General features: G+C 75.7%; 14 protein-coding genes. 10 read left to right on the forward strand and 4 right to left on the reverse strand.

Annotation, left to right across the window (positions count from 1 at the left end; genetic code table 11):
- Positions 1–39: 39 nt before the first annotated feature.
- Positions 40–984: a ferritin-like domain-containing protein gene (locus ACLWS4_RS35475; RefSeq protein ID WP_416876298.1), complete on the reverse strand. Its 945-nt coding sequence runs from the start codon at positions 982–984 to the stop codon at positions 40–42.
- A gap of 284 nt (positions 985–1268) precedes the next feature.
- On the opposite strand from ACLWS4_RS35475, the gene rimP reads away from it, so the two are divergent.
- The 10 genes from rimP (at position 1269) to ACLWS4_RS35525 (ending at position 14510) form a co-directional block, all read left to right on the forward strand.
- Positions 1269–1805 (forward strand): ribosome maturation factor RimP, encoded by a 537-nt coding sequence (rimP, locus tag ACLWS4_RS35480; protein WP_074006402.1) that lies wholly within the window; start codon positions 1269–1271, stop codon positions 1803–1805.
- 55 nt (positions 1806–1860) lie between these two features.
- Positions 1861–2862 carry a transcription termination factor NusA gene (gene nusA, locus ACLWS4_RS35485; protein ID WP_049659751.1) on the forward strand — a complete coding sequence of 334 codons (1002 nt, stop codon included), beginning with the start codon at positions 1861–1863 and terminating at the stop codon, positions 2860–2862.
- A 76-nt stretch (positions 2863–2938) separates the two neighbouring features.
- The gene (locus tag ACLWS4_RS35490; RefSeq protein ID WP_074006403.1) at positions 2939–3232 is read left to right on the forward strand and encodes a YlxR family protein; all 294 of its coding nucleotides are present in this window, start codon (positions 2939–2941) and stop codon (positions 3230–3232) included.
- A gap of 229 nt (positions 3233–3461) precedes the next feature.
- Positions 3462–6551: a translation initiation factor IF-2 gene (gene infB / locus ACLWS4_RS35495; RefSeq protein WP_380744638.1), complete on the forward strand. Its 3090-nt coding sequence runs from the start codon at positions 3462–3464 to the stop codon at positions 6549–6551.
- Positions 6552–6699: 148 nt separating this feature from the next.
- The gene (locus ACLWS4_RS35500; RefSeq protein ID WP_416876299.1) at positions 6700–6996 is read left to right on the forward strand and encodes a DUF503 domain-containing protein; all 297 of its coding nucleotides are present in this window, start codon (positions 6700–6702) and stop codon (positions 6994–6996) included.
- Positions 6997–7149: 153 nt separating this feature from the next.
- Positions 7150–7590, forward strand: coding sequence for a 30S ribosome-binding factor RbfA (rbfA, locus tag ACLWS4_RS35505; protein WP_049658664.1), 441 nt, complete (start codon positions 7150–7152; stop codon positions 7588–7590).
- A gap of 2 nt (positions 7591–7592) precedes the next feature.
- Positions 7593–8696 (forward strand): DHH family phosphoesterase, encoded by a 1104-nt coding sequence (locus ACLWS4_RS35510; RefSeq protein WP_079272940.1) that lies wholly within the window; start codon positions 7593–7595, stop codon positions 8694–8696.
- Positions 8697–8731: 35 nt separating this feature from the next.
- Complete coding sequence (gene truB, locus ACLWS4_RS35515; protein ID WP_074006405.1) at positions 8732–9661, forward strand: tRNA pseudouridine(55) synthase TruB; 930 nt, start codon at positions 8732–8734, stop codon at positions 9659–9661.
- Between the two features lie 191 nt (positions 9662–9852).
- Entirely contained in the window at positions 9853–13500 is a 3648-nt protein-coding gene (locus tag ACLWS4_RS35520) for a serine protease (protein ID WP_416876300.1), read from the forward strand.
- A gap of 65 nt (positions 13501–13565) precedes the next feature.
- Positions 13566–14510: a bifunctional riboflavin kinase/FAD synthetase gene (locus tag ACLWS4_RS35525; RefSeq protein WP_416876301.1), complete on the forward strand. Its 945-nt coding sequence runs from the start codon at positions 13566–13568 to the stop codon at positions 14508–14510.
- A 90-nt stretch (positions 14511–14600) separates the two neighbouring features.
- On the opposite strand, the gene ACLWS4_RS35530 is transcribed toward ACLWS4_RS35525, so the two are convergent.
- From ACLWS4_RS35530 to eccE, 3 genes are all read right to left on the reverse strand, one after another.
- Positions 14601–16724, reverse strand: coding sequence for a MinD/ParA family ATP-binding protein (locus ACLWS4_RS35530; protein WP_416876302.1), 2124 nt, complete (start codon positions 16722–16724; stop codon positions 14601–14603).
- 134 nt (positions 16725–16858) lie between these two features.
- Positions 16859–17626 (reverse strand): hypothetical protein, encoded by a 768-nt coding sequence (locus ACLWS4_RS35535; protein ID WP_049657368.1) that lies wholly within the window; start codon positions 17624–17626, stop codon positions 16859–16861.
- A complete protein-coding gene (gene eccE, locus ACLWS4_RS35540) occupies positions 17626–19059 on the reverse strand; it encodes a type VII secretion protein EccE (RefSeq protein WP_416876303.1) in 1434 nt (477 codons plus the stop codon). The genes ACLWS4_RS35535 and eccE overlap by 1 nt, the downstream gene beginning before the upstream one ends.
- Positions 19060–19103: the final 44 nt, after the last annotated feature.

Here is a 19103-nt window from a genome sequence, read left to right on the forward strand (position 1 = left end):
CGCGCGGGCGTTCGCCCGGCGCGCCCGCTGAGGGGGGTGTCAGGTGGGGATGCCCGGGAGGGTGGGGGTGGGGGCGCCCCAGGTGTGGGCGCGGAGGGTGGCTTCGCGGAGGGCGGTGGCGGCGAAGGGGCGGTAGGGGGTGGGGAGGGTGAGGAGCAGGTCGGCGTAGGTGGTGGTCAGGCGGGTTTCCAGGTGGACGGCGAGTTTGGCGGCGTCGGTGGGGGAGGTGACGGGGAAGGGGAGCTGGTAGCCGGCGGCGGCGGGGGTGGGGGCGGCGGTGACGGAGGTGAGGAGGCGTTGCCAGGCGTCGCGTTGGGCCTGGTGGGCGGCGTGGGTGGTGCGGGCGGTGGTGCGCTGGGGGTCGTCGGGGAGGTGGGCGCCGACCACGCCGTAGCCGTAGACGGCGGCGTGTTCGGCGCTGAGGGCGGCTTGGAGGGCGGGGACGGCGGCGTTGGCGTCGGCGGCGCGTTCGGCGGTGGTGCTGCCGGCGGTGGTGGTGCCGTCGGGGGTTTTGACGGGGGTCTGGTCGCCGAGGGCCGCGGCGTGCAGGGCGTTGCCGGCGGAGACGGAGGCGAGCAGGCGGGCGAGGGGCGGGCTGACCTCGTCGAGGCCCTGGAGGTGCGACTCGGCGGTCCGGTGCTCCATGAGGGCCAGCTCGGGGAGGGTGGGGAGGGCGCGGGACGGGGGGCCGGTGGGGGAGGGGCTCGCGCTCGGCAGGCCCTGGGCGAGGGTGGCGCGGTGCCGGGCGGTGTTGTCGCGCAGCGGTTGGAGCAGGGCGGTCTGGGCGCCCGGGGCGGTGAGCAGGCTGTCGTAGGCGCCGAGCAGGAGGTCGGTGTCGGCGATTGCGCGCAGGCGGGCCGGGGTGTCGAGGTCGCGGGGTGGGGTGGGGCCGGCCGGGTGGGCGCCGTGGGGGTCGGCGGTGCAGGCGGTGAGGGTGGTGAGCAGTCCGAGGGCCAGGAAGGTCCGTCGGCTGGGCGGCTGCATCGGGATCACTCCGGGCGGGTACGGGAGGACGGCCTCCCCGCCTGCCCTCGTTGGCGTGAATGATTACAGAATCCCCACGTTCCCGGGTGCGGTTCGGGGATGCCGTGCCGAGTGTGAGCTTGCTCGCAGTGGGTGGCGTGGGCGTGGTCGGCGGAGGTCCGGAATCGGTGGTTGGGGGCTTGACCGGATAGGCTTTGGGCCGAGCTGCCGTGACCCGGTGTGGCACACCGGGGGCGCGGGGCGACCTTCTGACAACAGCAGACGCGGCCGAGGAGTCCACCCGGATGAGCACCACCCACACCGACCGGCTGCGAGCGTTGCTGGAGCCGCTGGCCGAGCAGGCCGGACTGGATCTGGAGGACGTCAGGGTCACCCGGGCGGGCAGCCGTCGGCAGGTGCAGATCGACGTCGACACCGACGGCGGCGTGGACATGGACGCCATCGCCGAGTTCAGCCGGGTGGTCGGTGAGGCCCTGGACGAGTCGGACCTGATGGGGGACGACGCGTACCTGCTGGAGGTCGGCTCGCCGGGTGCGGAGCGTCCGCTGGTCCTGCCCCGGCACTGGCAGCGCGCCGAGGGTCGGCTGGCCAAGATCCACCTGGAGGACGGCGGGGAGATCGTCGCCCGGGTGCTGGAGGCCGACGAGGACGGCGCACTGGTCGAGGTGCAGCCGGTGAAGGGACGCGGCCGTCCGAAGGAGCGCCGTCTGGCGTACGCGGAGGTGGCCCGGGCGCGCGTCCAGGTCGAGTTCAACCGCAAGGACGACGAGCTCCTGGACGAGGCCGCGGACTTCGACGAGGGGGAGGACGGCGCCGAGTGAACCCCCGGTGCCGTACGACCATGACGAACGTGACGAAAGACGAGGAGGCGTAGCCGTGGACATCGACATGAGTGCCCTGCGCACGCTGGTCAACGAGAAGAACATCCCCTTCGACCTGCTGGTCGAGTCCATCGAGTCCGCCCTCCTCACCGCGTACCACCGCACCGAGGGCTCGCGCCGGCGGGCCCGGGTGAACCTGGACCGCAAGAGCGGCCACGTCACCGTGTGGGCGATGGAGGACCCGGCGGAGCTGGACGAGGGCGTCGAGCCGAAGGAGTTCGACGACACCCCGAGCGGCTTCGGCCGGATCGCGTCCAGCATCGGCATCCAGGTGATGATGCAGCGCCTGCGCGACGCCGCGGACGACCAGACCTTCGGTGAGTACGCGGGCAAGGAGGGCGACATCGTCACCGGTGTCGTCCAGCAGGGCAACGACCCGAAGAACGTGCTGGTCGACATCGGCAAGCTGGAGGCCATCCTGCCGCCGCAGGAGCAGGTCCCGGGCGAGGACTACCGGCACGGCACCCGCCTGAAGTGCTACGTGGTGGCCGTGCGCCGCGGCGTGCGCGGGGCCTCGGTGACGCTGTCGCGCACCCACCCCAGCCTGGTGAAGAAGCTGTTCGCGCTGGAGGTCCCGGAGATCGCGGACGGCAGCGTGGAGATCGCGGCGATCGCCCGTGAGGCTGGCCACCGGACCAAGATCGCGGTCTGGTCGCGCCGCCAGGGCCTGAACGCCAAGGGCGCCTGCATCGGCCCGATGGGCTCCCGGGTGCGCGCCGTGATGGGCGAGCTGCACGGCGAGAAGATCGACATCGTCGACTGGTCCGAGGACCCCCGGGAGATGGTGGCCGCCGCCCTGTCGCCCGCACGGGTGACCAGCGTGGAGATCGTGGACGCCGCCCAGCGTTCCGCCCGGGTGATCGTGCCGGACTACCAGCTGTCGCTGGCGATCGGCAAGGAGGGGCAGAACGCCCGCCTGGCCGCGCGCCTGACCGGGTGGCGGATCGACATCCGGCCGGACACCGAGGTCCCCGCCGAGGAATCGCAGGCCCGGTAATCATCGTTGTCGTGTGCGCCCCTGCCGGTCCTCCGGGATCGGCGGGGCGGCGCCATGTCGCTTCGGAGGGGTAGACTTGCCTTCGTCTGGCCGGACGCATGTCCGAGCACGCCCGGAACGCACCTGCGTGGGCTGCCGCAAGCGAGCGGCCAAGCACCAGCTGTTGCGTGTCACGGCGGTCGAGGGCGAGTGCGTCCCTGATCCCCGCGGCGCACTCCCGGGCCGGGGAGCTCACCTGCACCCCGATCCGGCCTGCCTCGACCTCGCGGTCCGCCGTCGGGCGTTCCCCCGGGCCTTCCGGCTCCAGGGCGCGCTCGACACCGAGCGGCTCCGCGGGTTCATCGGGGAGCTGGTGGGCGGAGCCCCCTAGCCGGGCGGCCTCCCGCGACACTCGCCGCTCGCGCGGCGGAGAACCACCGCAACAAGCACAGCGCTCGGGCAGCCGCGCGCCGTGCCACCAGTCAGGTACCTCGCGATGTGGAAGTAGGTCGAGATTGCGATGAGCTCTCGATGAGTACGCGATGAGTACGCGATGGGTACGCCCATGAAGTAGCGACAGTCCGGCGGACGAGACCCCCGGACTCATAGACAGGAGTGAAGTGGCTAAGGTCCGGGTTTATGAACTCGCCAAGGAGCTTGGCTTGGAGAGCAAGGCCGTCATGGCCAAGCTCACCGAGCTCGGCGAGTTCGTCCGTTCGGCGTCCTCGACGATCGAGGCGCCGGTCGTACGCAAGTTGACTGACGCGCTTGGTGTGGCCCCCACCGGTGGTGGTTCCGCTGCCAAGCCGGGCCCGCGGAAGCCCGCGGCGCCCTCCCCCGCAGCCGGCTCGGGTGCCCCGAAGCCGGGCGCTCCGACCCCGGGTCCGCGCCCCAGCGCGACCCCTGGTCCCCGTCCGACCCCGGCTGCCGCCGCGCCTTCCGCGCCGGCCGCCGCCCCTGCGGCCCCCGCGGCCGGAGCGGGTGCCCCGAAGCCGGGCGCGCCGACTCCGGGCCCGCGCCCGGCCGCGCGTCCCGCCGCTCCGGCGGCTCCGGCCGCGCCCGCGGCCGAGTTCTCCTCGCCGGCTCCGGCCGAGGCCCCGCGTCCCGCCGCCCAGGCCCCGCGCCCGAGTGGTGGCCAGGCCTCCGGCGGTGCCCGTCCGGGCCCGCGTCCGGCCGGTCCGCGTCCGGGCAACAACCCGTTCACCTCGGGTAGCGCCACCGGCATGGGCCGCCCCGGCGACCGCCGTCAGGGTGGTCAGGGCGGTGCTCCGCGTCCGGGTGGTGCCCAGGGTGGCGACCGTCCGCGTCCGGGCGGCGACCGTCCGCGTCCCGCCGGTGCCCCGGGTGCCGGTGCGCCGCGTCCCGGTGGCGACCGTCCGCGTCCCGCCGGTGCCCCGGGTGCCGGTGCCCCCCGTCCCGGTGGCGCTCCGCGTCCCGACGGCATGCCGCGTCCGGCCGGTCCGCGCCCCGGCGCGCCGTCCCCGTCCGGCATGCCGCGCCCGAACCCGGGCATGATGCCGCAGCGTCCGGCCGGCCCGCGTCCGGGCCCCGGTGGCCGTGGTCCCGGTGGCCCCGGCGGTCGTCCGGGTGGTCCGGGCGGCGCCGGCGGTGCCCGTCCCGGCTTCCAGGGTCGTCCGGCCGGTCCGGGCTCGCGTCCGGCCGGTGGCGGCGGCTTCGGCGGTCCGCGTCCGGGTGGCGGCGCCCCCGGTGGTGGCGGCGGCTTCGGCCCCCGTCCCGGCGGCTTCGGCGGTCGTCCCGGTGGCCCGGGTGCCCGTGGTGGCACGCAGGGTGCCTTCGGTCGTGGCCCGGGCGGTCGCCCGGCTCGCGGTCGCAAGTCGAAGCGGGCGAAGCGCCAGGAGTACGAGGCCATGCAGGCCCCGTCCGTCGGCGGTGTGATGCTGCCTCGCGGCAACGGCCAGACCGTTCGCCTGTCGAGCGGCGCCTCGCTGATGGACTTCGCGGAGAAGATCAACGCCAACCCGGCCGCGCTCGTCTCCGTCATGTTCAACCTCGGTGAGATGGTCACCGCGACCCAGTCGGTCTCCGACGCGACCCTCGAGCTGCTGGCCGGCGAGATGGGCTTCCAGCTGGAGATCGTCAGCCGGGACGACGAGGACCGCGAGCTGCTGGAGTCGTTCGACATCGACTTCGGTGCCAACGAGGGCGACGAGGACCAGCTGGCCCCGCGTCCGCCGGTCGTCACCGTCATGGGTCACGTCGACCACGGTAAGACCCGCCTGCTGGACGCGATCCGCAAGTCCAACGTGGTGGCCGGCGAGGCCGGTGGCATCACCCAGCACATCGGTGCCTACCAGGTGGCGACGATGGTGAACGGCGAAGAGCGCCCGATCACCTTCCTCGACACCCCGGGTCACGAGGCGTTCTCCGCCATGCGTGCCCGTGGTGCCAAGTCCACCGACATCGCGATCCTGGTGGTCGCGGCCAACGACGGTGTCATGCCGCAGACGGTCGAGGCGCTGAACCACGCCAAGGCCGCGGGTGTGCCGATCGTGGTCGCCGTCAACAAGATCGACGTCGAGGGCGCCGACCCGACCAAGGTCCGCGGTCAGCTGACCGAGTTCGGCCTGGTGGCCGAGGAGTACGGCGGCGACACCATGTTCGTCGACATCTCCGCGCGCCAGGGCCTGAACATCGACCAGCTGCTGGAGGCCGTGGTCCTGACCGCGGACGCCTCGCTGGACCTGCGGGCCAACCCCGAGCAGGACGCGCAGGGTATTGCGATCGAAGCCCACCTGGACAAGGGCCGCGGCGCCATGGCGACCGTCCTGGTCCAGCGCGGTACCCTCCGCGTCGGTGACTCGATCGTCGTGGGCGACGCCTACGGCCGCGTCCGCGCCATGCTGGACGAGAACGGCAACAACCTCGCCGAGGCGGGCCCGTCCCGTCCGGTGCTGCTGCTCGGTCTGACCTCGGTGCCCCGCGCCGGCGACAGCTTCATCGTCGTCGACGAGGACCGCACCGCCCGTCAGATCGCCGAGAAGCGCTCGGCCCGCGACCGCAACGCCGCCTTCGCGCAGCGTCGGGTCCGGGTGTCCCTGGAGGACCTGGACAAGGCCATCGCCGCCGGCTCCATCGAGCAGCTCAACCTCATCATCAAGGGTGACGTCTCCGGTTCGGTCGAGGCCCTCGAGGACGCCCTCGTCAAGCTGGACGTGGGCGAGGAGGTCGAGCTCCGGGTCCTGCACCGCGGTGTGGGTGCCATCACCGAGTCCGACGTGGACCTGGCGATGGGCTCGGACGCCATCATCATCGGCTTCAACGTGCGCGCCGAAGGCCGTGCGCGCGCCGCGGCCGACAAGGAAGGCGTGGACGTCCGGTACTACTCGGTCATCTACCAGGCGATCGAGGAGATCGAGAACGCCCTCAAGGGCATGCTCAAGCCGGAGTACGAGGAGGTGCGCCTCGGCGCCGCGGAGATCCGCGAGGTCTTCCGCTCCTCCAAGTTCGGCAACATCGCCGGTGTCCTGGTCCGCGACGGCATCATCCGCCGCAACGCCAAGGCCCGCCTCATCCGCGATGGCAAGGTCGTGGCGGAGAGCCTCACCATCGAGGGTCTGCGCCGCTTCAAGGACGACGCGACCGAGGTCCGCGAGGGCTTCGAGGCCGGTGTCACCCTGGGGTCGTTCAACGACATCAAGGTCGAGGACATCATCGAGACCTACGAGATGCGCGAGAAGCCGCGCGCCTAGTCGGTGTCAGCCGGGGCCGGTCGACGGGTGGTATTTCCGTCGACCGGCCCCGGTCTCGCTGTGTAGGGTCCGGGGTAGTCACACAGTGGCGCCAGCCCGTTTCCGGGCTGCTCCCCGAGGCCTTCCAGGTCGGCGAGACCTGTCATACATGTTCGTGGGAACACTCACCTTCGACCTGCTGCTGGGCGACGTCCACTCGCTCAAGGAGAAGCGTTCGATCGTGCGGCCCATCGTGGCCGAACTGCAGCGCAAGTACAGCGTGTGCGCTGCCGAGACCGGGAACCAGGACCTGCACCGCCGGGTCGAGATCGGCCTCGCGGTGGTCTCCGGCGAAGCCGGGTACGTCACCGAGGTCCTGGACAGCTGTGAGCGGTTGGTCGCCGGCCGCCCCGAGGTACAGCTCCTCTCCGCGAGGCGGCGGTACCACAACGACGACGACGAATGAGGACCGTGGAGCCGGCCGACGGAAGTCGCCGTTCTCACACGGATCAGGACCGAGAGCGCCCGCAAGGCCGGGCGCGGGCCGGTACTTTGGGGCGTGGGCCCCGACGGGTGCGCAGTTCTCCCGGGTACCGGGCCCATTGCACGAGGAGGCAACGTGACCGACACCGCTAGGGCGCGCAAGCTCGCCGACCGCATCCAGGTGGTCGTCGCCCAGACCCTGGAGCGGCGGATCAAGGACCCCCGACTGGGGTTCGTGACCATCACCGACACCCGGGTGACCGGGGACCTGCGCGAGGCCACCGTCTTCTACACCGTCTTCGGTGACGAGACCGAGCGCGAGGCCACCGCGGCCGCGCTGGAGAGCGCCAAGGGCGTGATCCGCTCCGAGGTCGGCAAGATCGGGGTGCGCTTCACCCCGACGCTGACCTTCGTCGCGGACGCGCTGCCGGACAACGCCCGGAACATCGACGACCTGCTCGACCGGGCCCGCAACTCGGACGCCGCCGTGCGCACCCGGGCCGCGGGGGCGAGCTACGCCGGCGAGGCGGACCCGTACCGGGTTCCGGCGGCCGAGCGTGACGACGAGGACGAGTAGTCATGGCGGGTGAGCCGGCGCAGGCCGCCTCGCGAGCCGGATCGACCACGGGGGCGTCCTCCACCAGCACGGTGGAGGGTGCCCTCGTGGCGCTTCCGGGCCCGCGCGCCGAGGAGAGCGGGTTCGAGCTGCTCTGGCAGCAGGTGGTGGCGGAGATCGGGCGGGCCCGTTCGATCGACCTGATCTGCCACATCTGCCCGGACGGCGACGCGCTGGGCTCCTCGCTGGCGGCGGCGCTGGCGCTGCGCGCGCTCGGCAAGCAGGTGCGGGTCTCCTTCGGCGACGACCCGCAGGTCGTGCCCGAGTCGCTGGCCTTCCTGCCCGGCCAGGAGCTGATCGTGCCGGCCGTCGAGGTGCCGGACGTGCCGGAACTGGTGCTCTGCTTCGACGTGGCCGCGGAGAGCAGGCTCGGCCTGCTGCACGCCAAGGCCTTCGCCGCGCCCGTCCTGGTGGTGCTCGACCACCACGCCTCCAACCCGGGCTTCGGCACCCACCAGCTGATCGACCCGACCGCGCCGGCCACCGCCGTGCTGGTCGACGAACTGCTGCGCCGGCTCGGCGTGGAGCTGGACCAGGAGCTGGCCACCTGCCTCTACACCGGTGTCGCCACCGACACCGGTTCGTTCAAGTACCGGGCCACCACGCCCGCCACCCATGAGCTGGCCGCCCGGCTGCTGGCCACCGGCATCCGGCACGACCTGATCGCCCGGCAGCTGTGGGACACCTCCTCCTTCGGCTACCTCAAGGTGCTCGCGGGCGCGCTCGACCGGGCCGTCTACGAGCCGGAGGCGGCGGACGGGCTGGGCCTGGTGTGGACCTGGGTGCCGTACCAGGACCTCGCGCTGTTCAGCGTCACGGTCGAGGAGATCGAGGGGCTGATCGACATCCTGCGCCGCCCGGCCGAGGCCGAGGTGGCGCTGGTGCTCAAGCAGGACCCGGACGGCACGCTGCGCGGCTCCTCGCGTTCCAAGGGCGCGGTGGACGTCGCCGCGGCCTGTGCCGAACTGGGCGGCGGGGGGCACGTCTTCGCGGCCGGATTCAGCGTCCGGCAGGACGTGGCCGCGGTGGTCGAGCGGTTCCGGGGCGCCCTGCGACCGGTACGTTGATCATCTCTGCTGTTGTTGTTGAGAGAAAGAACCCGATGAAGCGCAAAGGCACCGGCCCGGACGGCCTGGTGATCGTCGACAAGCCTGAGGGCATCACGTCGCACGGGGTCGTCGCCAAGCTGCGGTGGCTGGCCGGGACCCGGAAGGTCGGGCACGCCGGCACCCTGGACCCGATGGCCACCGGCGTCCTGGTGATCGGCGTCGAGCGGGCCACCCGGCTGCTCGGCCACCTGATGCTCACCGCCAAGACCTACGAGGCGACCATCCGGCTCGGCCAGACCACCGTCACCGACGACCGCGAGGGCGAGGTCACCGCCTCGGCCCCGGCCGACGCCGTCACCCGGGAGGCGATCGACGCCGGGATCGCGGCGCTCACCGGCGAGATCATGCAGGTGCCGTCCAAGGTCAGCGCGATCAAGATCGACGGCAAGCGCTCGTACGCGCGGGTGCGCGAGGGCGAGGAGTTCGAGCTCGCGGCCCGGCCGACCACGATCCACTCCTTCACCGTGCACGGGCAGCGCGCGGCGGTCGCCGAGGACGGCACGCCGGTGATCGACCTGGACGTCACCGTCGAGTGCTCCTCCGGCACCTACATCCGGGCGCTGGCCCGGGACCTGGGCGCCGGGCTGGGCGTCGGCGGGCACCTGACCGCGCTGCGGCGCACCAGGGTCGGGCCGTACGGGGTGGAGTCGGCGCGCACCCTGGAGCAGCTGGAGGCCGACGTCACCGGCGAGTCCGCCAAGGGTCTCGAGGTGCTGCCGATCGGCGAGGCCGCGGCGGCCGCCTTCCCGCGCTGGGACCTGGACGAGGCCTCGGCGGAGAAGCTGTCGCACGGCGCCCGGCTGAAGGCGCCCGGGATGGGCGTGGACGGGCCGATCGCGGTGTTCGGGCCGGACGGGCGCTTCCTCGCGCTGGTCGAGGAGAAGGGCGGGCAGGCGAAGCCGGTCGCGGTCTTCGTCGGCTGACGCCCCCGCTGTTCGGAGCCCCCGTCGGGAATCGTCCCGACGGGGGCTTTCCCGTTTCCGGACCCCCTTTCACCCGCACGAGGGAGCGCGCGGAGTGAACGCCCGTGGTGAGCGGCGCGGGCGCGGTCGGACCGCCTCCCGCGCGGGCAGGCTCCGGGCGGCGGGCGAGCGACGGTCGAGGGGGCAATGGGATGCCGGGGTTTCTGGAGGGCGATCCGGGGCGGTACCTGCTGCGGATCCGCGACCTCAACGGGCGGCTGCACGGCTTAGGGTTCGTCGCCGACCCGCAGGGGGGCGTGCTGACGGCACACGAGAGCGTGGCCGGACTGGACCGGGTCGTCCTGCACACCCCCGGCGGGCAGACCAGGGTGCTCGGCCCGGACGCCGTGCTGCCGCTGCCCGGGCACGGGCTCGCCCTGCTGCGCACCGAGGCGGTCGGCGGGCTGCCGGTGCCGCCGCTGCCGCTGGCCGCCGTCGCGGCCGGGCACGAGGTGCTGCTGCCCGCGCTGGCGGGGGAGGACGGCCGGGTGGTCGCGCTGCGCTGCGGGCTGCTCGGGGTCACCGGCGCGGCGTACGGCGGGCACCGGCTGGGCGGGGTGCTGCTGCTGGACGTGCCGGTGGTCGGCGGGGTCGCGGTGCCGGCCGGCTCGCCGGTGCTGGACGCCCGCAGCGGGGCGGTGGTCGCGCTGGCCGCGCCCGCCCTGCGCGACCCCCGGCACGGCGGGGCGCTGCCGGCCGTGGCGGTGGGAGCGGGCCCCGCGGACGGGACGGCGGCCGCCGGGGTGCTGGCCGGGCTGCTGGCGAGCAACGCGGCGGCGGTGCCCGGCTACGGCCCGGCGCTCAACCTGGCCGGGGTGCTGCGGCTGACCGCCGTCCAGGTGACGGCCGCCGGTGCCGGGCCGGCCCGGGTGGCCGACCTGGCCGCCGACCGGGTGGACCGGCCGGACGGCCTCGCCGGGGACGAGCCGGCCGCGACCGTCACCGCGCTGGTCGGCGCCCCCGGCAGCGGACGCACCACCGAACTGGCCGCGCTGGCCGCCCGCCGGCACGGCGGCGCCCACCCGCTGCCCACCCTCTGGCTGCGCGGCGCCGACCTGCGGGCCGGGGACCGCTCGCTCGCCGAGCCGCTGGAGCGGGCGCTGGCCGCCGCCGCGGCCGGACTCGGCACCCCGGCGCCCGCGCCGGAGCCGGTGGCGGCGCTGTGCGCGGCGGCGGGCCGGCCGCTGCTGGTGGTCCTGGACGGCCCCGAGGAGGCCCCGCTGGCGGTGGACGCGCGCTGGCTGCGCGGCGCCGGCCAGTGGCTGACCGGCTGCGGCGCCCGGCTGGTCACCGCCTGCGGCGAGGAGCTCTGGGAACGGCTCGCGGCCGAGACCTGGGGGAGCGGCACGCCCGGCCCCCGCCGTACCGCCGAACCGCAGCCGGACGGCGACCTGGGCAGCGCCCCCACCGTACGGATGGACGGCCGCGGCCCGGACGGGCCGAGCCTGGCCGGGCAGCGGCTCGGCCCGCTGCCCCCCGAGGCGGCCGAGCGGGTGCGCCGCCGGTACGGGCTGCCGCCGGGCCACCCGGCCGCCGCCGGGGACGGCGGGCACCCGCTGGCCGTCCGGCTGGCCGGGGAGCTGTGGGCCCAGGGGCTGCGCGACGGGCCGGTGCGCCGCGGCGAGCTGTTCGACGCCTTCCTGGACCTGCGCTGCCTGCGGGTGGCCCAGCGGCTGGCCGAGGACGGCCGGCCGCGCCGCCCGGGCGCCCACCGCCGGGGCGCGGTGCGGCCGGCCGGGCCGCGGCACCGGCGGGTGCGCCGGCTCGCGGCGGCGGTGGCCGGGCGGGTGCACGAGGCGGCCCGGCGGATGCTCGGCGGCCGGTCGGGCGGCGGGCTGGACCGGGCCGTCTTCGAGGAGCTGTTCCCGGTCGAGGGCGGCTGGGCCACGGCGGTGCTCGCCGAGGGCCTGTTCGTCCCGGCCGGGCCCGGGTTCCGCTTCGCGCACGGGGAGTTCGCGGACTGGCTGCAGGGCCGGCACCTGGACCTGGACGCGGCGCTGCGGCTGCTGCTCGGCGAGGCCGAGGACACCCCGCCGTGGCCCGCCGACGAGCCGGCGGAGCCCGGCGGCCACCCGGCGGCGGAGACGGCGGAGACGGCCGCCGGGGCGGACGCCGTCCCCCGGCACCGGATCGGCCCGGTCGCCGCCGCACTGCGCCGGGTGGCCGAGACCTGGGGCGCCGGCGCCCTGGACCCGTGGCTGCACCGGATCTGGCGCGCCCTGGACCTGCGCCCGCCGGGCAGCGAACCCGCCTGGTGGGCGGCCCGGTTGCTCGCCGAGGGCCTGGCCGTCGGCCCGGACCCGGCCGAACACCGGGCGCTGCTCGACCAGATGGCGGCCCGGATCGCCGAACGGGCGGGCGGGACGGGCGCGGTGGCGCTCCCGGCGGCCGGGCTCGGCCGTTTCGGGCCGGCCTTCTGGACCGGCCTCGGCCTGCCCGTCGAGGCCGAACTCGCCCTGCTGCGCAGCCTGGTGGCCGCCGACGGCCCCGGGCAGCGTTTCCTCGCCGTGGTGGCCCAGCGGCTGCGCGCCGACCCGGTCGGGGTGTTCCCGCTGCTCTGCGCCTGGTTCGAGGACCCGCGCGGCCTGCCGGGCCGCCCGGGGCGCACCGTCGCCGACCTCGCCCACGACCTGCTGTACGCCCACCGGCGGCTCGCCCTGGACGAGTTGGCCGACGCGCTGGCCGCCGCCGCGCACCCGCGGGCGGACGCGCTGCTCACCGTGCTCGCCGCCGAGGAGCCGTCCGCGCTCTGCCGCGCGGTGGACCGCTGGAGCCACGACCGGCGGCCCGAACGGCACGTCGCGGCGGCCGTGCACGCGCTGCGGACCGCCCCGTACGCCTCCGGGGCCGGAGTCGAGCTGCTGCGGTACACCGCGCTGACCCTGCTCGCCCGCGAGGACGAGCCCGGTCTGCACGGGGCCGCGCTGGCGCTGCTGGTCGGCGATCCGGCGACCCGGGCCGAGCACCTGCCGGCCGCGCTCGCCCTGCTGCGGGCCGGCGGCGACGCCTTCCTCACCCCGCGGGCGCTCGCCCCGGCCCTGGAGAGCGACCCGGAACCCGTCCTGGCGGCCTTCGCCGAGTGCTCGGCCGCCTCCGGCGCGGCCCCCGCCGAGACGCTGCGGGTGCTCGCCGACGCCACCGCCCCGGCGGCCGTGCGGCGGGGCGCCGAGCTGGCCGCCGGGCTGCTGCGCGGGAACCCGGGGCTGGCCGGCCCGGTCGCCGTCGACTACCTCGGCCGCCGGCTGGCGTGCGCCGCCGCGGGCCCGGCCGACCGGCTGGAGCTGCGGGTGCTGATCGGCGCCGCGCTGGCGGCCCGCAGCGCGGCCGTCCGGCGGCCGTTCGCCGAGGTGCTGTCCGTCCCGGTGGCCGACCCGGCGGCGGACGCGCTGCGCTGCGAGCTGCTGGACACCCTGCTCGCCGCCGAGACCGACCCGGCGGTGCTGACCGTCGCCGTGGAGCGGCTCGCCGAGCACTGCGCGGCCGAGAACCCGGCCCGGGCCCGGGCGGTGCTGGCCCGGGCCGGCACCGGGCTGCCGGGCGCGGACGAGCTGCTGGTGCGCTGCGCCGGGCGGTCGGCGGCCTTCGCCCGGCTGCTCGCCCGGTGGCCGTCCGGGGCCGCGCCGACCGCCCCGGACGGCCCCCGGCTGGCCCGGATGCGGGCCCTGGCGGCGGCCGGACGGGACCCGCAGTACGCCGCCGCGGAGGCCGAGCGGGCCGTCTCCGGGCGGGCCGCGGGGCCCTCGGCGGGCTCAACCCGTATTCCGGTGCCTGAGCCGGGGCAGGCGCATGGCACGCTATAGGGGTTCGGGATTTGAGCGTTTGAGCGTACAGAGGGTACGCGCCGTACGGAACAAGGAGCGGTCAGGTGCAGCGCTGGCGTGGCCTGGAGGAGATCCCCGGGGACTGGGGACGCAGCGTCGTCACCATCGGCTCGTTCGACGGGGTGCACCGAGGACATCAGCTGATCATCGGGCGGGCGGTCGAGCGGGCCCGCGAACTGGGCGTCCCGGCGGTCGTGGTGACCTTCGACCCGCACCCGCGCGAGGTCATCCGCCCGGGCAGCCACCCGCCGCTGCTCGCGCCGCACCCGCGCCGTGCCGAGCTGATCGCGGAGCTGGGCGTGGACGCGGTGCTGGTGCTGCCGTTCACCACCGAGTTCTCCCAGGAGTCGCCGGAGACCTTCGTCCGGCAGGTACTGGTGGACGCGCTGCACGCGCGGGTCGTCATCGAGGGCCCCAACTTCCGCTTCGGGCACCGGGCGGCCGGGAACGTCGAGCTGCTCGGCGAACTGGGCCGGGCGGACGACTTCGAGGTCGAGGTGGTCGACCTCCAGGTGTGCGGCACGGCCGGGGACGGCGAGCCGTTCTCCTCCAGCCTGACCCGCCGGCTGGTGGAGACCGGGGACATGGCCGGCGCCAACGAGGTGCTGGGCCGTCCGCACCGGGTGGAGGGCGTGGTGGTGCGCGGCGCGCAGCGCGGCCGCGACCTGGGCTACCCGACCGCCAACGTCGACACCGTGCCGCACAGCGCGGTCCCGGCGGACGGCGTGTACGCGGGCTGGCTGACCGCCGACGGCGAGCGGATGCCGGCGGCGATCTCGGTCGGCACCAACCCGACCTTCGACGGCACCACCCGCACCGTCGAGGCCTACGCCATCGACCGGGTCGGCCTGGACCTGTACGGGCTGCACGTGGCCGTGGACTTCCTGGCCTACCTGCGCGGGATGGAGAAGTTCGACTCCATCGACGCGCTGCTGGACCGGATGGCCGACGACGTCAAGCGGGCCCGCGAGCTGACCGACGGCATCTGAGCGACGGCATCCGAGCGACGGCGTCCGAGGCGTCGCAGAACGACGGAAGGGGCCCACCGACCTGGTGTCGGTGGGCCCCTTCCGTCGCTGTCACTGCTGGGGCGGGGGCGGCGGGTAGCCGTAGCCCGGCCCCGGCTGCTGCGGCCAGGGCGCCCCGGGGGCGGGCTGCTGCGGGTAGCCGTACCCGGGCGGCGGCGGCGGCGGGGCCTGGCCGGGCTGCGGGGCCCACGGCGCCCCGGGGGCGGGCTGGCCGGCCTGCTGCGGGTACGGCTGGGGCTGCTGCTGCGGGTCGGCGTACGGCTGGGGGCCGCCCGACTGCGGGTAGCCGGCCTGGGCCTGCTGCTGCCAGCCGGCCTGCTGGGCGGCGGCGGCCTGGTGGGCCCGGATGATGTCCTCGCCGACCAGGGTGGCCAGCTCGAAGTAGGCCTCCCGGACCTTGGGCCGCATCATGTCGAGGTTGACCTCGGCGCCGGCCGCCAGGCTCTCGTCGAACGGCACCACGATCACGCCGCGGCAGCGGGTCTGGAAGTGCGCGACGATGTCCTCGACCTTGATCATCTTGCTGGTCTCGCGCACCCCGGAGACCACCGTGATGCTGCGCTGGACCAGGTCCGCGTAGCCGTGCGCGGAGAGCCAGTCCAGGGTGGTCGAGGCGCTGGAGGCGCCGTCCACGCTGGGGGTGGAGACGATGATCAGCTGGTCGGCCAGGTCCAGCACCCCGCGCATCGCGCTGTACAGCAGGCCGGTGCCGGAGTCGGTCAGGATGATCGGGTACTGGCGGCCCAGCACGTCGATCACCTGGCGGTAGTCCGAGTCGTTGAAGGTGGTCGAGACCGCCGGGTCGACGTCGTTCGCCAGGATCTCCAGGCCCGAGTTCAGGTCCTGCGAGGTGAACTGACGGATGTCCATGTAGCTGCGCAGGTGCGGGATGGCCGTCACCAGGTCGCGGATGGTCGCGCCGGTCTGGCGCTTCACCCGGCGGCCCAGGGTGCCGGCGTCCGGGTTGGCGTCGATCGCGATCACCTTGTCCTGGCGCTCGCTGGCCAGGGTCGCGCCGAGCGCGGTGGTGGTCGTGGTCTTGCCGACGCCGCCCTTGAGGCTGATCACGGCGATCCGGTAGCAGCTCAGCACCGGGGTGCGGATGATCTCCAGCTTGCGGGCCTTCTCGGCCGCCGCGGCCTTGCCGCCGAACTGGAAGCGCGGCTGCTGGCGCTGCTGCTTGGGCTGGCTGCGCAGCAGCCGGTCCGAGGACAGCTCGACGGCGGCGGTGTAGCCCAGCGGCGCGCCGTGCGCGGTCTGCTGCGGGGCGGCGGCCTGCTGGAACGCGCTGGGCTGCGGGGCCTGCGGCTGCTGCTGCCACGGCTGGCCGGGCAGCGGCTGCCCCGGCAGCGGCGGGCCGGGCTGGGCCTGCGGGCCGGGCTGCGGCGGGACCGGCTGCTGGTACGCGGCGGGCTGCGGCCAGCCGCCCTGGCGCGGGTCCACCGGGCCGGGGGGCTGCGGGGCGGCGGCGTGCTGCGGCTGCTGCGGCTGTTGGGCCTGCTGGGCCTGCTGGGCCTGCTGGGCCGCCCACGCGGCCTGCGGGTCCCAGGAAGCCGACGGGTCCTGGGGGTGCTGCGGCGGGACCTGCTGGACGGGCGGCTGCGCGAAGTTCTGCGGCTGCGCGGGCGCGACGGGCGCGGGGGCAGGGGCGGGCGCCGGGTACGGCTGCGGCGCGGGCTGCTGCGCCGCGGCCTCCGGCGTCGGCCAGGCCGGGGCACCGGCCTGCGGCTGCTCGGCGACCGGCGGAGCCGGGGCGGCCGCCGGGAACGGGACGTGCTGCGCCTCGGCCTGCACCGGCGGGACCGGCGCGGCGGGCGTGGGCGTGGGCGTGGCAGCGGGCGTCGGGGCCGGGACGGCGGCCGGCGCGGCCTCCGCCACCGGGGCGGCGGCCTGGCCGGGCACCGGAGCCTGGGCCTGCCGCTGCTCCGGAGCGGCCTGCTGCGCCGGGGCCTGCTGGGCTTGCGCCGGAGCAGCGGCGGCGGGCACCGGGGCGTCGGCCGAGGCCGGAGCCCCGGCAGCCGGAGCCGAAGCGGCCGGAGCCCCAGCGGCCGGAGCCGAAGCGGGCTCCGTCTGCACGTACCAGGACGGGGGAGTGTAGTCAGGCGCGTCCGACCAGTCGTCGTCGTCCTCCGCCGCGTTGTCGCCGACGTAGACGCCGTCCCGATCGCTGCTCACTTTTCTGGCTCCCTCGTGTTCGCCGCCGCTTGTTCAGCGGTGCCGTTGCCGCATCAAAGACTAGGCCGTACGGCAACCCCCGTTGAAGGCGGCTTCGGTTCCCCGACGGCCCGCCCGGTGCGGCGAGCCGCTGCTCAGTCCATCCGGCGCGGCCCGCCGAGCACCTGTTGTTCGGCCTGCCCGGCCACGGCCCGTACGTACTGGCGCCGCATCCGGGTCGCCCACAGGGTGAGGTCGTCGCCGAGGGTGGGCAGGGCGGCCACGTCCTCCGGGGGCAGCGAGAGCACCCGGCCGGTCAGTTCCGCCTCCTGCGGCGAGATCCGCTGCACGCCGACCAGGTCGGCCGCGTTCAGCACCCGGGAGGCGTTCGGGCCCAGGTAGGGCAGCAGGGTCAGGGTGGTCTGCCAGGGCGCGGCGGAGAGCCGGCTGCGCGGCGGGCGGGCGCCGAGGTCGCGCACCACCAGGACCGGCGAGGCCACCGAGGCGCCCTGCGGGCCGAGCCGGCCGACCTGGTGGACCGTCACGCAGGGCTGGCCGCCGCCGGCGGCCTGGGCCAGCGGGCCCCACAGCTGTCCGCGGGCGGTCTCCACCGCGACCCGGGCGCCGATCGCGGCCGCCCGCAGCGCGATGACCTGCGCGGTCCACATGCCGCCGACGAGCACCAGGTCGTACGAGGTGGGGCGGAACAGGCCGAGCACGGCGGGCAGTCCCTGCGGGTCGACGCCGATGACCACGCCGTCGTCGCCGACCGGGAAGGCCAGCGCCGCGAGGTCGGCCGCCTCCAGGACGTGCTTCTCCCGGCGCGGGCCGCGCAGTCCGAAGCCGGGCAGGATCCGCGGCCTGGTCCGGCGCTGCTCGGCCCCGGGCTGCGGGCCGACGGTGGGGTAGGTCTGGTACGCCATCAGGAAGCCCCTCCGAGCGGCAGGGTGGCGAGCATGCCGGGGGCCTGCTCCAGGTCGAGCCGGACGAGGCCGAGCCCGGCGCTCTGGGCCCGGGTCTCCACCTGGCGGCCGACCTGGCCGACCTCGCTCTCGTTGCGCCCGGTCACCCGCAGGTGCCCGCTGACCGTCACCGAGCCGCCGGTGCCGTGCCCGGCGGTCAGGCTGAAGGTGCTGGCGAGGGCCGGCGAGCCGGTGATCAGGTTGACCAGGTCCGGCGCGGCGATCCGGCCGGGGGCGCCGCCGGGGCGGCTGAGCTGCGGCCAGCGGGAGATCCAGTACGTGGTGTGCCAGCGGTCGTCGATCCGCCAGAACCGGTTGCCCTCCTGGGTGCGGCGGGTGGTGCCGCCGCCGCTGCCGGTGCCCTGGCGGCCGGCCACCGCGATCGGGTTGGCGCAGGTGGCGATGGCCAGCGCGGCGATCAGCTCGCGCTCGTCCAGCACGGTCGCGTTGAAGCCCGCGCTGTTGAGCCGGCCGGCCAGCTGGTCGGTGACCCGCTGCAGCGCCTTGCGGGCGCCCTCCTCGCCGCCGCCGCGGGCCCGGACGGCGGTCGCCGCGCGCTCCGGGTCGAGCTTGAGCGCGACCCAGGTCAGCCGCAGTCCGGGGGTGGAGGTGCCGTCCGGCAGCTCGCGGTAGGCGCGGGCGGCCAGCGACTGCTCGGGCAGGTGCTGGGCGGGGGCGGGCTGGGTGTGCTGGACCAGCTGCACCGACTCCAGGGTGATGTCGTCCACCGTGAGCGCCGAGCAGACCACGTCCAGCGGCAGCGGCAGCGCGGTGCGCACCGGGCGCAGCGGCTGGTCCTTGGCCTGGACGAGCAGGACCGAGGTGAGGAAGGTCCCGTCGCCGACCATGCCGGTCTCCCGGCGGACCGGGCGGCCGCCGAACTCGGCCTCGGTGGCGTGGGTGCAGGTGCGCAGCCCCGGTTCGAGCTCCAGCGCGGGCGCCAGCGCCGGGTCGGTGCCGGCCGGCGGCAGCAGCGTCCGGGCCTGCCTGCGGCGGGACTTGAGGGCGGCGCGGACCCGCAGCAGGTCCGGGACGGTGCGGCCGCGCACCGGGAGGAGGGCGAGTACGAGCAGCACCAGCGCGACGGCGCCGAAGCCGGCCGCGACCGTCCGGCTGATCGTCCAGCCGACGGCGACCAGGGCCGCCGCGACCTCGACCAGGACGAGCTGCTGGAGCTTCAACCGCCCGCCGAGCAGCCCCGGTCGGGGGTTGATCCGGACCTGGACGGCGGCGCCGCCCCCGGTGCCGGTCGACTGCGGCCGGTCGGGCCCCGTCCCCGGTCCTGTCCCCGTCCCGGTCTCGGCCGTCGGCGTGCTGTGCTGCGCCCGGCCGGCCCGGCGCGCCCTCCCGCCGCCCGCACTGCGGCGGCGTCCTGGAGCGGTCTGGCTTGGCATCCCCCGGTGGCCCTCTCTGATCCGTTCTCGCGGCCCGGCTGGCT

The organism is Kitasatospora sp. SC0581, assembly GCF_048159585.1.
Lineage (GTDB): Bacteria > Actinomycetota > Actinomycetes > Streptomycetales > Streptomycetaceae > Kitasatospora.

Excerpts from the sequence above, each read along its gene's own strand:
- ACLWS4_RS35475 (WP_416876298.1), bottom strand. The coding sequence starts at position 984 with ATGCAGCCGCCCAGCCGACGGACCTTCCTGGCCCTCGGACTGCTCACC.
- rimP (WP_074006402.1), top strand. The coding sequence starts at position 1,269 with ATGAGCACCACCCACACCGACCGGCTGCGAGCGTTGCTGGAGCCGCTG.
- ACLWS4_RS35500 (WP_416876299.1), top strand. The coding sequence starts at position 6,700 with ATGTTCGTGGGAACACTCACCTTCGACCTGCTGCTGGGCGACGTCCAC.
- ACLWS4_RS35510 (WP_079272940.1), top strand. The coding sequence starts at position 7,593 with ATGGCGGGTGAGCCGGCGCAGGCCGCCTCGCGAGCCGGATCGACCACG.
- truB (WP_074006405.1), top strand. The coding sequence starts at position 8,732 with ATGAAGCGCAAAGGCACCGGCCCGGACGGCCTGGTGATCGTCGACAAG.
- ACLWS4_RS35520 (WP_416876300.1), top strand. The coding sequence starts at position 9,853 with ATGCCGGGGTTTCTGGAGGGCGATCCGGGGCGGTACCTGCTGCGGATC.
- ACLWS4_RS35535 (WP_049657368.1), bottom strand. The coding sequence starts at position 17,626 with ATGGCGTACCAGACCTACCCCACCGTCGGCCCGCAGCCCGGGGCCGAG.
- eccE (WP_416876303.1), bottom strand. The coding sequence starts at position 19,059 with ATGCCAAGCCAGACCGCTCCAGGACGCCGCCGCAGTGCGGGCGGCGGG.